This window comes from Alteromonas sp. S015, assembly GCF_036864485.1.
GTDB lineage: Bacteria > Pseudomonadota > Gammaproteobacteria > Enterobacterales > Alteromonadaceae > Alteromonas.
Genome location: NZ_JAZETO010000008.1, coordinates 24,075 through 39,070, shown reverse-complemented (window position 1 = coordinate 39,070; position 14,996 = coordinate 24,075). Strand labels below are relative to the sequence as shown.

The following is a 14,996-nucleotide window of genomic DNA, read 5'->3' as shown; positions in this document are numbered from 1 at the left end:
TAGTATGAGATCATTAACCAGCGGTTTTACACTGGCATTTGCAACGCTAACGCTAACCTTTTGGCTAGCACTGTACTTCAATTTGTCGTTGCATCAGCTTAGTTTTATCGTGCCGATTACTTTTGGAATACTTTTATTCGCAATAATAAAAATGCCCAATAAAGTATTGTCAGCGAGTAGCGACGATAGCCTACCCCAAAGCACAGCTTACCTACACTATACCCTTCCCTCTATGATGTGGGGAGCGGTTTTGCTGGCAGGTGCAGGCCTATTGCTATATCCATTAAAAACAAGCTATAGCGGCACCGATCCCTTTTTCCTAATCAGCAGCATATTTTGCTTTCTTGGGTTTATCGCCATGGCTTTCTTCGCTGCGTATTCAAACACGCAAGCAACGCCACCTGCACAACAACCGCCGAAACACAGCACGAACGTAAACGCTATTTGGCTTGTGCTGTCTTGTGCGCTCATGGCAATAAGTTATGTGCTTCTTGATTACTATAACAGCGACGACTCTCATTTCATTTCTTACGTCGCGACCTCTTTACAGAACCCACATCTTCCGCTCATGTCGCTGGATGGCATTTTCAACTCACAGAACAGCCCCGTTATTTACAGCCTGAACTTTGGAGAGTCTTACCACGCATTAATTGCACTTGTCTCATACTACTCAGGTATTGACCACTTAGCCGTTTACTACGGCCTTCCGTTATTGTGGCTGCCTCTGGTTCCCTATTCGTGGTATCTGTTTTTAGGCCTCTTTTTTGATAAAAATCGTGGTATTGCCGTTTTTCTCACTGTTGTAACCTTGTTAATGTGGGGAACGTTCAATCATCTGCACGGATTCTTTTTCATTCCTCGCTTGTATCAGGGCAAAGCCATGCTTCTGGCGCTACTGCTTCCACTCCTTATTTACTGTTGTTTTAAATTAACCGAAAACGCTAATACAAAAACAATAGTACAGACTTTTGCGGTATTAATTTGCTGTGCGGGCGCTTCGACTACGGGCGTGTACTTGGCCATTCTGGTTATGGGCTTGGTTATATTAAGTAGTTTATTGGCATCGAAGTTCGACTGGTTCAAACTCAGAAAAGCCATAGTGGTAGCGGTGTGTGGCAGTGTTTTCATGGGTATTATTATCGTAAACATACTGCTTAGCATCAAAGGCACACAACCTGTCCCTTTCCCCGACAGCCTGGCTAATTTACCCTTTGAATTCATTAAAGATTCCGTTTCAGAACAGCCTTATGTAAGACCTATAGATTCCATTTACTGGCTTTTTGGTAATCAGCATTATTTACTTGGCTGTATATTGCTTTGTTGCGCTACCCTAGCATCTGCCGCCCTGTGCCGTGCTAGACAAAAGCCCTATTTGCTGGTGTTTCTTAGCGCTGCTTTCGCGTTTAGTTTCGCAAGGTTTATACCTGCGGCAGCCATTGATATGGGCGCCATGCAGAATCTAATATGGCGTTACCACTGGATACTACCCGCCCCTCTTATCTTGTCTGTTCTGTTTACCGCGTTATTTTCCTTGAAGGTTCCTGTTTGCTACAGAAATAACACAACGACGTTTCTGTCTCGTGCATCATTACTCGTGGTTTTAGGTGTTACGCTAGCGCTCTTTTTGAAAGTCAATCTAGTGCCTTTGCAAAACTTGTATGGCACAGACATGAAATTAATAAAACTACCTTCTGAATCGCTAAACGTAGCAAGACAGGTGGTTAAAAGCGCCACTGAAGACGACCATATTTTAGCTGAGCAGCAGCTAAGCGAAATTATTCCTATGTTACCTGGCAACGCTAGACTCTTTTCTTCTCGCCCGCTTTATTGGAACGTGAGCTATTTTACGAAGGAGGAAACAAGACGTAGGAAAAAAATGCAATCTGCGTTTAATGAACGGGAATCGCTAAGCGAAGAAAACGCCCAGAGACTTATGGCGCAGATAGTAGCATTTGGCGTGAATAAGGTTGTTATTCCTACAAGTGACGCGTTAATTGTCTCGCCATTTTATCAAGCTCTCAATGCCTCACTGGCGTGTAAAGATCTAACTTCTTCATGGATTGTATGCAGTGACTAAAAAAGTACTACTTGTCGCCAATAAAAATAAACTCGGTGGTGCAGAATCTTGCATGCTGAATATTGGTAGTAAGCTGTCAGATTTTGGCTGGCAGCCCTATTACTTTATTCCAGGACAAGGTGAAGTCTCTGATGCGGCGTTGAAACAGGCCAATAGAAATCAATGCATCATTACCAATAAAGCCATTAATTTTTATACACTTTCTACCTTAGAAAGTTTTATGCTTCTAAGCACATTGCTTTACTTTCTACTCAAACTACGCCCCAACATTGTGTATTGCCATTCATCGGTTGCAGCACGTTCGTTTACACCTCTGTGTAAACTGTTGAATATTAAAGTGGTATGCCACGTTCATTGCAAAGTAGATGAGCAAGCCATTGCGTGGCAATTTAACCATCATCCAACGCCCTGTTTTTTCTTTTACCCTTCTGCAAGCACGTTGTCGGAAAACCATCCTATATATGAGCGCGTTGCGAAGACCTCGCTACCCTCGAAAGTGGTTTTCAACGGCATACAGGATATCGCTAATAAAACGCCAACAGAAACACAGCATTCAAACGCCGTAAAACTTGGCTACTTAGCAAATTTCGAAGCAATTAAAGGCCATGAAAACCTGCTAAAAACACTACGCCTACTTTTAGATAAAGGGCTAACAACCGAACTGCATTTGTTTGGCGAAGACAAACGGAATGAAAACAGACTAGCAACCCTAGAAGCGCTAATTAATGAACTAGAACTTCAACAGTATGTTCATTTCCATGGTTTCGTGAACGACACGTCGCTCGCGTTAGAGCAGATAGACATTTATATTTGTCCGTCGCTTCAAGAAGAAATGCCTATAAGTATTATTGAAGCGTTTAGAAGCGCCCTTCCCGTGGTTTCAACCAATGTCGGCGGCATTAGCGAAATGATAGTGAGTGGAGAAAACGGCTTTTTGTTTGAACCTGAAGACAATGCCACTGCCGCAGATTTACTCGCCCCTTTAGTTGAGCATAGCGCTTTTAGGCAACACATTGGAGACAACGCTCGACAACAGTTTCTTAAGCACTTCCAACTTAGCGTTATGGTTAAAAGCATAGTGGATGAGTTAGACAACATATCAGGCACAAAACACAATGACTAACTCCTCGATACGCGTCTCGGTTGTCATTCCAGCGTACAATTGCAAAGACCGCATTGTTGCGGTGCTTACCAGTTTAATTAATCAAGACTTCCCTGCATCTGACTATGAAATTATTCTGGTTAACGACGGCTCAACCGATGGTTGGGAAACCCTACCGCTGCCGACTTTTAACAATTTAGTTATTTATAACAAAGTAAATCAGGGAGCAGGACTGGCCAGAATGTACGGTGTTAAAAAGGCGAAGGGAGACGTGGTGATATTCCACGATGCCGATGACATTGCATATCGCCATAAGATATCTACGTTATACAACGCACTTACGAACTCTGAATGTATCGCCGCTTTCGCTGATGTTAATTTTACAGATGACCACCAGCGCACTAATGGTGACAACACACTAAACACCCATATTCACGCAACGCCACTAGCACATTTTTGCCGTTCTCCCTACCCGCTTGCGCTTGCTATGAACTTGGCTACGTATAAGTCGCATGCGTTAACGTCGTTCAAAGGCATAGAAATATTTAAAGCGGCCAACGATTATCACTTTCAATTTCAACTATCGATGAAAGGCCCCTGGATTCATGCGCAAACACAAACCGTCGACTACTTTATAAACGAACAAGGTATATCAAGTACAAATGGCCCACTAAAGCAAGTATCCTACTCACTTATTTCGTTACTTACGTTAATGGGCAGTATAAACGCAGATCCCAAACAGAGCAGTGACATCAAAGACCGTATAGCGAATGAGGGGCCAAATGCAATGGTCACCTTCTTACTGGAAAAGGAATTTAAACACTTTGCCAGCGCTTCGTTTGCAACGCTAAAACATACGCGTTTACTTTTATTACCAAAACGTATTTGGTGGGCAATAAACAGAAGGTTTCAAAAGTAAATGATTACGCTATTAATTTTTTGGGGTAGCTATATTGGCGGAAGCATTATGGCGCTGTTTAGAAACCCAGCGTACGCTTTCGCCGTTTATCAGGCCATCTATTTTCTTTATCCGCAGCAACGTTGGTGGCGGCACATGGTGCCTAATTTTAGCTATTCATTCACCACCGTTGTTTTAATGGCCGTTGTTTTGCTGGTGTATTTTAAAAGGCATAACAAGAACAAGCTGTTAGCCTCCCCCCACTTCCGATGGATGTATTTCGTGGGTGCAGCGTATTTTGCGGCTACATTTTGGGCTTTTGTACCGCATTTACACAACATTGCGCTTACGTACTTTATTAAATTAATAATAATCATGTCGATTGCCTATAAACTGATCGATAGCCATGAAAGGCTAAAAATTGCTTTATACGGTTACATTTTCGGTAGTTGGTATATTTCGTACCTTACTTTTCAAGTTGGGCGTAATGCCGGCGATAGGGTGCAAGGTATTGGCACCGTCGACTCGCCTGAATCTAACGGAATTGCCGCCGCCATTGCGCCAGCGTTAATGTTTTGTCTTTACTATTTCTGGACATCTGAAAAGCTTGTTAAGAAAGGTATTTTTGTACTGGCTGGGGCATTTATTGCTAATGGCTTGGTTCTCATTAATAGTCGCGGCGCGTTCCTGGCCGTGGTTGTTGGTGCAGCCTACTTCATGTTTCATATGTTCTTCTCTTCGTTTCAGAGGAAGTTTCAAAAAGCGACGGTCATCGCCATTTGCTTAGGTGGACTTGCTGGTGCAGCAGTGATTGTTGACGCGTCGTTCATAGAGCGCATTAAGACCATGCAGAATACCGAGGTGGACAAGAGCAAAGAAACAGGTGCCACACGCATAGAGTTTTGGAAAGCTGCATTTCAGATGTCGCTCGACCACCCAGCGGGTGCGGGCTATAGAACATTCAACATTTTAGCCGATTTCTACATTCCACACGACATAAACACCGGGGGACACAGAGCCCGTGCGGTTCACTCCACGTGGTTTGAAGTACTCACCGAAATGGGATACCACGGCCTGTTGTTTTTCATATTAATGCTATGGGCCTGCTACAAAGGCAACAAAAAGGCGCGCGCTGTACTACGAAGGCAAAATAAGGTAGATGCCTATTTTCTGGTGTTTGCCATTGAAGCGTCCCTGATTACCTACTTGGTGGCAGTGACCTTCTTAAACCGGTCACGAGCGGAGATTTTGTACTGGTTAGTACTGTTTTGCGCGGTTGCTTACAATATTTACTATTTAAAGAATAAAGATGCTGACAATGTTTCAAATCGCACTTCTGGCAACAGGGCTATTACTCACCCTACTTAACATTGTTGGTTTGTTTATGAGTACACGGCCAACACACGTTGAAGAAAAGGATTTGCGGTTCGTTAAAACGAATTACAAAACCAGTGCTAACGTGCTTAAAAACTATAACCGCAACGCAAATGAACGCGTAAGCGACTATATTGCCCGTGTGAATCACTTGGTGTATCAGTCTTTTTTCCATATAAAGTGGAACGAGCAAAAAGACACGTATAAGTACAACCAATCTGTTCCTGTATTCGAAAACTGGTTGCTGTACCTTCTTTCTTTTACCGGCATTGGGCATTTTAAAAAGTACCATTTCGCAAACTTTAAACGAAGCGTAAAAAGAGGCATAGGCGTTTGTGGCGACGCGTGCATGATACTTTCTGAAATGCTGTCAAAGAACAATATCAACAGCGTTATCGTTACCTTTCCCGAACATGTCATATTGCTGGTGTATATTAACGACGAGCACTGGGTACTCGACCCCGATTTTGACGTGTATTTTTCACTTGATGGCAAGTCTGAGCTAAGAAATCTTAATCTTACTGCACTAGATTCCTATCGTGAAAGGGGCTACTCTGATTACGAATTAAAAGAGCTTCAACGCATTTATTCTGCGCCGTATGAAGAATGGGACAACGTAAAAGCGCTTATGACCAAGCGCTACTACTTTGAAACATTAGCCTATACTATTAAATGGTTGGTACCCGCTGCATTAATGTTAATAGCAGCGCTGTTATAGGCACGCGAAAAGCGCATGTAACGCCGAACGCTTTTATAGCGTGGTGAAGCGGTTCACGGGTATTAGTCGCTTTCAACGAACGCGTAGCCTGCTTTAATATACGTGTGCTCATTCGCAATACTCACTATCAACAAAGAGAGAAGGTATTTTTAATGTTGCCCCACTTATCTCGTTTTCTTGTCATTATCGCGCTGCTTATTACGCCCTTTTCTAGCAGCAAGGCACAAGAGGCAATTGCAAAAAATCCGCTTGGTTATGACATTGTTTATGTGCGTTACCCCGACCCCGGCAAAGGAAAATTTGTTGGTATTCCTCAGGGAGAACGCCCTTATGAAATAACGATGGGCGCCGATCTTATTCACTTTACAGCTAATGGTGAGTATCGTGTATTGTACGAGTGCGATAAAAAATGCAGCGTTATGGACCCAGCGGTTTCTTACGATGCTACACACGTATATTTTTCGTTGGTAAAAGCCGGTGGCAGAAAATCGGCTAGCTGGCTATACAAAATTCGTGTCAAAGATAAAAAGCTAACGCGCCTTACTTTTAACAACGGCTTTGACAGCAAAAAATACGCAAAGAACACGAGCAAAGCGCATTATTTAGATAATTACCGACGGGTAAGAGATATGGCGCCTTATCCCTTATCTAACGGAAAAATTGTTTTCACATCGAACCGTTCAGCACTTACTGCCTTTAACCCCGATACCGACGCGGTAGTTACGGGTAGCGTTCAGCAACTTTACATAATGGATGACCACGACGGCAGCCTGAAAACACCCGCCGAGGCAAACATGAAAGTGCTGGAAAATGGTACATTGCACATGGCGCAGCACCCTTTTCAGTTGCTAGATGGCCGCATTATGTTTTCAACATGGCAAGATGCCGGCCCTAAATACCTTTATGCGATGACAAGCCTATTTACTGTGCATCCCGACGGCTCAAATTTGCAGCAGTTTACAGAGCCACATGATCATCACAAAATGCTTGAGCATTTCGCTACTCAGCTTCCCGGTGAGCAAATTGTAACGGGCTACTACTACCCGTCTTTCGACTATGGCTACGGCGTTCTATTGCGTTACCCCATGGATCCTGACGGGCCCGATTATATAAGAGGAAGCTCGAAAGAAAAGTTTAACTGGGGCAAAAAGTTTAAAGTAAGCTACAGAGAGCTTGACAGAAAAGGCTTGTCGCTAGTCACGCCACACACAACCCCCAACGACGTTCCAGCACCGAACCGCTCAGGCAAGTACTCAATGCCTTCAGTGGGGAAAAACAACGATTTACTTGTGGCGTACTCTAAAGGGAGCGTTAATTTCTTCAATGCAAAATGCAAAAAGGGGAATAGATGTGACCCGCTTCAGTCAGGTATTTATGCCATAAAAAATGCAGACACTAACGTAATATCACATCCTAAAGAGCTTGTTGAAGTCATTGATGAACCTAATCACAATGAAATTTGGCCTCGCGCATTGGTTCCCTATGAAGATATTTACGGGGTAAAGAAGCCAAATATTATCCCTAGCATCGATTCGCTGCCTGTTGCCGATAAACGCCTGCAAAAAGGCGAAGCAGCGGCACTTGTTGGCACATCGTCGATGTACAATCGCGACAGTGAGAACGGAAAAGACAAATTCAAAGATTCTCCAGCAAGAGAGTTACACAATGGTAATTGGACCATTCAAGGCGCCCACGCAGGCATATTCGACAACCGCGATATAGCGGGCGTGAGAATAGTGGCTACACGCCCTAAACCTTTTACAAAACCGCTTAACAAATATAAAAACCAAGACGCCTGGAAACAAGTGAAGCCCACGCTGTTAGATAAACGGATTGATGATTTAGTAGCACAATACGGCTCTACTCACGGAGAGATGTGGGAAATATTGGGCGAATTCCCACTTTCCAACAAAGAATTTAAAGACGGTAAAGGCATGCCAGATACATCATGGTTAGCGAAGGTGCCCTCTGACACCCCGTTTTTAATACAAACATTAGACAAAAATGGCATGACGATAATAAGCGAGCTCACGTGGCGAGCCCTAAAACCCGGTGAAGTTAGAAAAGACTGCGGCGGCTGTCATGCGCACGCTATTGCACCAACTGACTTTGAAACCACACGCGCGGCTTTGTCTGATATTTTTGTAGACAAAAATGCCATTACCGCAAAAGGCGGCCAAGTAGATAGCGAGAATGGTGCATGGGACCTAACCGACGGCAACATACCATTGCTAGAAAATGATGGCGTGGTATTTACCGAACAAGCAAGTGTGCAAGTAGAGTTTACCAGAGACGTGTTGCCAATTTTAAAGGAGAACTGCTACTCCTGCCACGGCTCTAAATTAGAAAACACAAATGGCATAACCCTGTACTATCACCCTATGAGCGCTTACCAGTCTATTATGCGCCCCAGAAGGGGCCAAAATTTCACATGGCCACAGGTAAGCAAGTATGTGCGTACGCCTCAGGCGAGACAGAGTTTACTAGTGTGGATTGCCTATGGCCTTCGCTTAGATGGCCGAAGCAATATGTCGAGTAAAAAAGATGTAGATATGCCTGATCACCCCGCCATTAACATGTCTGACAAAGACAAGCGCACAATAGCTCGCTGGGTAGATTTAGGCTCACCTATCGATTTAGAACATGCAGAGGGTTTTGCCTACACCGAAGACAATCAGCTACCCGTGATTGCGTTAACCATGCCAACGGTTAATGAAATTCAAGTAAGCGCCAACGACCTGCATTCAGGTGTTGATTGGGACAGTGTTACGTTTCAATATAAGGTGTTGAATAACGCGAAATCGAAAAAAGCCGACTTTAAAACGTTAAAAGTAAGTCAAGGCTACAAAACTTCGAACCCCAATATCTTCCGATTCAATATTATTGAAAAGCAGATAAATAAGTTATCAGACGCGATAATTGTTGTTTCTATTAAGGATAAAACGGGTAACGTAGAAACAAGTACTTACAGATATAAAGGCGTGAAATTATAGTGCAAAACGGGAATAAGGATTATGCTCGTGTACGCTTTGCTATGAGTTAGCAGCAAAGACGTTACCTTCAGATATCTGCTTCATATTGTTCCTGAAGCTCGGCTACACGCTGAGCTTCATGGTTACTGTGTGTTATCTAAGAAGCATCACCGACCTCTTATTTATTACATCCTTCAAGACAATTACTATATGATTGATTATTGAAGGGATAAAAATGTGCGCCATACAACTTAATAATAACTGATGACCCATACCGTGATTAAACACTCTCAAAGAAAAGACATTCAAGGATTAAGAGCTTTAGCAGTATTGAGCGTCGTAATTTTTCATATTTCACCGGCAAATCTTAAGGGCGGCTATTTAGGCGTTGATGTCTTTTTTGTCATTTCAGGTTATTTGATTATTGGGCAAATATGGCGTGGATTGGTGTCGAACGAGTTTTCGTTCACAGATTTCTACAGCAAACGTTTTAGGCGACTTTTTCCTTCGTTTGCTGTGGTGGCAATCGTAACTACGCTATTCGCCTACATGATGATGTTGCCTGAAGAATACAAAACGTATATTCACAGCCTTATTGCATCAAGTTTGTACGTATCAAATTATTGGTTTTACAGTCAATCTGGGTATTTTGCCAACGCATTAGAGTTTGCCCCCCTGCTCCACACATGGTCTCTTTCTGTTGAAGAACAGTTTTATCTGATATTTCCTTTTATCATGTACGTGGTATACAAAAAGTTTATAGCAACTAGGGCTGTGATACTGTCGTTGGCAGTTGTTGCAGTTATCTCTCTAATTGCTAGCGAGATCGCACTTCATTATGACGCGTCTTTAAGCTTCTATTTTGCCCCAACCAGATTTTGGCAGTTTGTGCTAGGAGGATTGGTAAGTATCTTAGCAATTCAAGCGACATCAGAGCGTGTAAGTGAAATCTGTACTTTAATTGGATTAACGGTCTTACTTGTGTGCTTTTTTTTGTTTAACAAGACCACGCCATTTCCTGGAATTTATGCTTTACCAACGTCTTTGGCAACAGCACTGATAATTTATGCATGTCCACAGAAAGGACTGGGAGCACTAATTCTTAACAACAAACTGGCAACCTACATAGGAAACATTTCTTACTCATTGTACCTGTGGCACTGGCCAGTGATTGTTTTTTACAAATTGTACAATATCGATAATTTGAGCCGTTTCGAAAAATTAATGTTACTTGGCATTTGCTTGCTCTTAGCCGATTTGACTTATCGCTTTGTAGAAAACAGATTCAGAGGAAATCGGTACACTCAAAACCCAAATAGAGTGATTAGCCTCTCTTTGGCAGCTTCGTTGGTGATGATCTGTTCGACAATTATAAGTACTCCGTTTCATTCAAACAAATTCAGTGCCAAAGAAACTTATCTTGAGTCATTTCTAGATTACGATAAATCGCATTATCGTCGAGACATCTGTTTTCTCACAACAAGCTCAAATGACTTTAAGTTTTATAATCAGGAGTTTTGCATCAATGCAGAGGAGAACAAGCGGAATATCTTGTTAATTGGAGACAGCCATTCAGCCATGTGGTACGAGGCCATGCGCCGCAAACTAAAGGATAATGAAACATTAACACAGGTAAGTGCAAGCGGATGCTGGCCGGTCGTTTCCCCTACTGGTGAAAAGCGCTGTAAAGATTTAATGCAATGGGCATTCGATGACCTAATTAATCAAGTAGAATTCGAAAAAATAATTCTTGCTGGTAGATGGCGAAAGCAACATGTAAAAAAATTGGAAAGTACTATTGAACTCCTTAAAAGAAAAACCAACTCTATAGAGTTCTTAGGGCCAATTATGGAGTACAACACCGATTTACCGAGGTTGTTGATTTCATATCAAGCAGAGCAAAGCAAAATACTTGAGCACTCGCTTTATTTCGAGAAACAAGCTTTAGATAAGCTATTTTTAAAAACAATATCTGAAACTCCGGCTAGCTACATATCGTTGTTTAATACTTTATGTGAATTAGGCAATTGTACTTTAACGACCGAACAAGGTATTCCAGTTCAATTCGATTATGGACATTTAACACTTGAGGGCTCAGAAATGTTACTAGAAAAAATATATCCTAATGGACTGTTATAATTTCTAGTGAAGTGTTAAAGGAACACAAAACATATATTCGTATTTCTTATGTAGATCTCGAATATTCAGTAAGATTCAAATAGAAATTAATTTTTGTCTTACCGAATTTTTAATGGAAAAAATGCTTGTTAATTATACATCGCCCTTGGCATCATTTTGCCACGGTGTGGTCAAGATAAGCTGTTGGCTAAATCTCACCCAGCCGAAGCGACTTTTTTGTTATTTTTTTAGTTATATTAAAGACATTATCAATTATTACTATTACGGTTAATTAAATTATTTATAGCTAATTTAGCATCACTGGAAAGCAAAACAATCATAGTCAAATAAAGACAAGCATAGATAAATGACTTTGAAAGGATATTTACTATATCATTTTGAAAAAAAGCGTTTCCATCTAAAAATGTTGATAAATTTGTAACTATTAGCAAAGATACTAAACTATACGCTAAAACGCCTTTAACCTTTGAAAAAACTCTAAATATGGAAGAGTTTATTATCAGCGTAGTAAAATAAAGAACTAAAACCGAATTTATAACTGTAGTGACGACATAAATTTTTGAAAAACTAACGATGTCGAAATTTATACCGACAATAAAACCTGTTATATGAATAAATGCACCGGCGGTACCTAGTCTTAATAAAAACTTTGTTTTATCTTTTGCCATAAAGATAGAACCAGATAGCGAATTTATGCACTGAAAGCAAGAACAAATGGCAAGCCACTCTAATATCTCACCAGTGACCTTCCATTCTTCACCTATAAAAACAATTACAGTTTCAACACCAAAACTTGTAAGAAAAATCATGAGTGGGAAAACAAGAAATGCAATGCTAAAAACACAGTTCAGATACATTCTTTCTATATTTTCATTATCATTCTGAGCTTTACTTACAACTGGAAGAAGCGCTCGCGAGAAGACAAAAGTTATACTTTGCAAGGGGAACTGCATGATTCTATAAGCAAGATTGTATGTTCCCAACGAGATTACGCCCAAGAACTTTCCAATAAGAATATTATCTAGATTTCTTGAAAAAAAGTTAATTACGTTAAATAGAAAAAGGTTAACACTAAAGCTGAGTACTTCTTTAATAGGTCCAAGTCTCAGACAGCTGCTTATTGATATCGAAAAACTCTTTGACAATATCATTAATAATGTATTCAAAACGCTATAGGAAATTGCTTGAAAAACTAAGGCATAAACGCCATATCCTAAATATGCCAAAACAATAGCGACAATAAAAGACACAATACTACAGCTTAACTCGACAAATGCGACAAGCTTGAATTTTGATTCCCTTTCTAACAATGCAACATGCACACTACCAAGCGCGCCTATCGGAAAAATTAGAGCAATCGTTCTTAGTATAAGTGTAAGCTCTTCTGACTCGTAAAAATCAGCGATAAGACCTGCGCTAAAGTATATAATTAAGTAAACAAAAAGACTGGCATAGATACCGAACCAAAAAACGGCATTTACCACTTCAATTTTAAGATTAAGTTTTTGGATAATAGCTTTTGATAGCCCTTGATCTTTTAAAAGCAAACCAAAGTTTATGAAAACCATAGAAATCGCCATCAGACCATAATCATCCGGTTTAATGAAGCGAGTCAAAATAACTAAATTTGCTATTTGAACAATAACTTTGAAAAGCTGAGAAACCGATGCCCACTTAACATTTTCTAATAAATTCATTTCATCTTCTTTTTGTATTTAATTGAGCGTTTATGTGCACGTAGTAGAAATAGATTCAAAATTAAAAAACAACGTTTAAAATTCATTTTCTTCAAGTATTTTAAAAGTTCACCGAGTACAAACCGCTCTTTTTTTATGCCATGCTTTTCGTATAGTAACTGCCCAAGAAACATGGCAATATAACGCTCATCATTTTCCATTAGGTCACCAACCACATCTACTTTAGAGAGTGAATGCTCCAATTCACCTACTACAGCTATTTTGAATTTAGTTTGGTTTTTGATGAGTAATGTCATTCTTCTGAACAAACTAAAATCGACACCATATAGCGAAAATCTTGTATCGAAAATCTCGCTTTGGAAAACGCTGAATTTATCTATTAAACACTTAGATATCAAAGTGCCAGATCCAATTGTTCTAAAGCTATCATCAAAGTCTAAAACCGTAGAATCCTTAACAACTTCATTATTATATACGGGGTAAAAAACATCTCCATTTGACTTTGACTTTATTACTGGAACATGTAGATCTAAGGATAAGTCAGCAGACATATATTTTAGAATAAGAGAATTATCAACATAACTATCATCATCAAGAATCAAGTAAGAATCCGCCTTTACATTTTGAATAAAATCATTATATATAATACTCAAAGGCCTATTATTTGGGTCCTGAACAATTTCTATATTCTCAAATTTATTTAATAGAACTTTATCTTCTTCATCAGCGTTGATTAACAATGGCCCATTGTTAAACAATAGAACGGAAAATTCGTTATTTTCTAAGTTTGAAAGTGACTTTATTGTCGTGGAATTTTTTATGGCTTTGTTATAAAGTACAACGATTATTGCTAGTTTCATATTTACTTTCTATCACTTGTACCGTTTAAACCTTAAAAGTCTATATAGGTAGTTAATTTTTACAATGAAAAAATTAGACAGTAGTGTCGCTCATAGTGTCCAAAGTCTCAGCAGTGCTCATAGAGGACAGCTTAAGTTATTTAAAAATAGAGTCTATTCTTTAAAAGGAATTCTCAGTTCTCAATTCGTATTTTTTAGAATGCCAAAAGTTGCTAGTCAAAGCATAAAGCAAGCTCTCGATAAAAACCACGGAGTAAAAAGCACTGTTATTCCACATGCTTTTAGCCCTAAAACTGTTCGTAACATACTGAAGCTAAAGAGTGGTTCGTTCCGTTTTTCCTTTGTTCGCCATCCTTACAGTCGTTTTGTAAGCGCCTATAAATGGGCAACTCGGGAAAATATTGACCCAGCGCAGTATCCATTAGACATTGAGCAATACAAGATAGTTACTAGTTATCCAAACATGGCTGCATTCGCAAAGGATTTAGCTGATGGGAAGTTACTCAATTCAAATAGGCTTCTTCACTTTATACGCCAGTCAGATTGGATTTGTGACGGAGATACTTCCCTAGTCGACTATGTAGGGAAATTAGAACAACTGGATAGTTCGCTTACTGAGCTTAAAAATGCCGGGCTAACATTAGATTTAAGTTACGGCGCAAACTCAAAAACGTCTTCCCCAATGCAACCAATAGCTGATCCCAAACTTTTAGCCGAACAGCTCAATCTTAGTCACGATTTAGTTCTTTCCCTTAATAAATACTACGCTCAAGATTTCAAGCTTTACAACTATGAAATAAAAGAATGAATTCGATAAAGTTATATAACTTTACGTAAATGCACTCCATGTTACCCATTCGGTCGTGACTATATTTTACTAGTCAGCTCAGCCCTATTGGCATTTACATACAGTTCGGTATCCAACTGGAATCTATCAATCCTCTATAAACGCCAGCCAGCTTCCCTTTGGCAAACCTTTATCTCTTTAATTGTGAGCTAACAGTCAGCTTTAAGTTATTCAAGATTAACACGAAAATCTTACAGTAATATTAGCCTGGTCGCTACACTCTTACGCAATTGTCGGCAGCGTTTCACATAGGTAGTAACGCACCTCAACATAATGGTTTTGTTTATCCTGCTTAATTTGAATACGCCCACC

10 protein-coding genes are annotated in these 14,996 nt (G+C 40.2%); 8 read left to right on the top strand and 2 right to left on the bottom strand.

The annotated features are described in order from the left end of the window. The first annotated feature begins 4 nt into the window (after positions 1-4). The 7 genes from V7R42_RS15310 (at position 5) to V7R42_RS15280 (ending at position 11,280) form a co-directional block, all read left to right on the top strand. Positions 5-2,077, top strand: a complete 2,073-nt coding sequence (locus tag V7R42_RS15310) for a DUF6077 domain-containing protein (protein ID WP_334021110.1) — start codon at positions 5-7, stop codon at positions 2,075-2,077. After that, entirely contained in the window at positions 2,070-3,200 is a 1,131-nt protein-coding gene (locus tag V7R42_RS15305) for a glycosyltransferase family 4 protein (protein ID WP_334021109.1), read from the top strand. Before V7R42_RS15310 ends, V7R42_RS15305 begins: the two co-directional genes overlap by 8 nt. Continuing rightward, the gene (locus V7R42_RS15300; RefSeq protein WP_334021108.1) at positions 3,193-4,098 is read left to right on the top strand and encodes a glycosyltransferase family 2 protein; all 906 of its coding nucleotides are present in this window, start codon (positions 3,193-3,195) and stop codon (positions 4,096-4,098) included. The genes V7R42_RS15305 and V7R42_RS15300 overlap by 8 nt, the downstream gene beginning before the upstream one ends. Next, complete coding sequence (locus tag V7R42_RS15295) at positions 4,099-5,445, top strand: O-antigen ligase family protein (protein WP_334021107.1); 1,347 nt, start codon at positions 4,099-4,101, stop codon at positions 5,443-5,445. Continuing rightward, positions 5,396-6,169, top strand: a complete 774-nt coding sequence (locus V7R42_RS15290; RefSeq protein ID WP_334021106.1) for a transglutaminase-like domain-containing protein — start codon at positions 5,396-5,398, stop codon at positions 6,167-6,169. The genes V7R42_RS15295 and V7R42_RS15290 overlap by 50 nt, the downstream gene beginning before the upstream one ends. A gap of 152 nt (positions 6,170-6,321) precedes the next feature. After that, positions 6,322-9,162, top strand: a complete 2,841-nt coding sequence (locus V7R42_RS15285; protein WP_334021105.1) for a hypothetical protein — start codon at positions 6,322-6,324, stop codon at positions 9,160-9,162. Positions 9,163-9,405: 243 nt separating this feature from the next. Next, on the top strand, positions 9,406-11,280 hold the full coding sequence (locus tag V7R42_RS15280) for an acyltransferase family protein (RefSeq protein WP_334021104.1): 1,875 nt from the start codon (positions 9,406-9,408) through the stop codon (positions 11,278-11,280). 248 nt (positions 11,281-11,528) lie between these two features. On the opposite strand, the gene V7R42_RS15275 is transcribed toward V7R42_RS15280, so the two are convergent. After that, positions 11,529-12,977, bottom strand: a complete 1,449-nt coding sequence (locus V7R42_RS15275) for a lipopolysaccharide biosynthesis protein (RefSeq protein ID WP_334021103.1) — start codon at positions 12,975-12,977, stop codon at positions 11,529-11,531. After that, positions 12,974-13,837, bottom strand: a complete 864-nt coding sequence (locus tag V7R42_RS15270; protein WP_334021102.1) for a glycosyltransferase family 2 protein — start codon at positions 13,835-13,837, stop codon at positions 12,974-12,976. Before V7R42_RS15270 ends, V7R42_RS15275 begins: the two co-directional genes overlap by 4 nt. A 64-nt stretch (positions 13,838-13,901) precedes the next feature. On the opposite strand from V7R42_RS15270, the gene V7R42_RS15265 reads away from it, so the two are divergent. Continuing rightward, entirely contained in the window at positions 13,902-14,645 is a 744-nt protein-coding gene (locus V7R42_RS15265) for a sulfotransferase family 2 domain-containing protein (RefSeq protein ID WP_334021101.1), read from the top strand. Positions 14,646-14,996 lie beyond the last annotated feature (351 nt).

Excerpts from the sequence above, each read along its gene's own strand:
- V7R42_RS15310 (WP_334021110.1), top strand. The coding sequence starts at position 5 with ATGAGATCATTAACCAGCGGTTTTACACTGGCATTTGCAACGCTAACG.
- V7R42_RS15300 (WP_334021108.1), top strand. The coding sequence starts at position 3,193 with ATGACTAACTCCTCGATACGCGTCTCGGTTGTCATTCCAGCGTACAAT.
- V7R42_RS15295 (WP_334021107.1), top strand. The coding sequence starts at position 4,099 with ATGATTACGCTATTAATTTTTTGGGGTAGCTATATTGGCGGAAGCATT.
- V7R42_RS15290 (WP_334021106.1), top strand. The coding sequence starts at position 5,396 with ATGTTTCAAATCGCACTTCTGGCAACAGGGCTATTACTCACCCTACTT.
- V7R42_RS15285 (WP_334021105.1), top strand. The coding sequence starts at position 6,322 with ATGTTGCCCCACTTATCTCGTTTTCTTGTCATTATCGCGCTGCTTATT.
- V7R42_RS15280 (WP_334021104.1), top strand. The coding sequence starts at position 9,406 with ATGACCCATACCGTGATTAAACACTCTCAAAGAAAAGACATTCAAGGA.
- V7R42_RS15275 (WP_334021103.1), bottom strand. The coding sequence starts at position 12,977 with ATGAATTTATTAGAAAATGTTAAGTGGGCATCGGTTTCTCAGCTTTTC.
- V7R42_RS15270 (WP_334021102.1), bottom strand. The coding sequence starts at position 13,837 with ATGAAACTAGCAATAATCGTTGTACTTTATAACAAAGCCATAAAAAAT.
- V7R42_RS15265 (WP_334021101.1), top strand. The coding sequence starts at position 13,902 with ATGAAAAAATTAGACAGTAGTGTCGCTCATAGTGTCCAAAGTCTCAGC.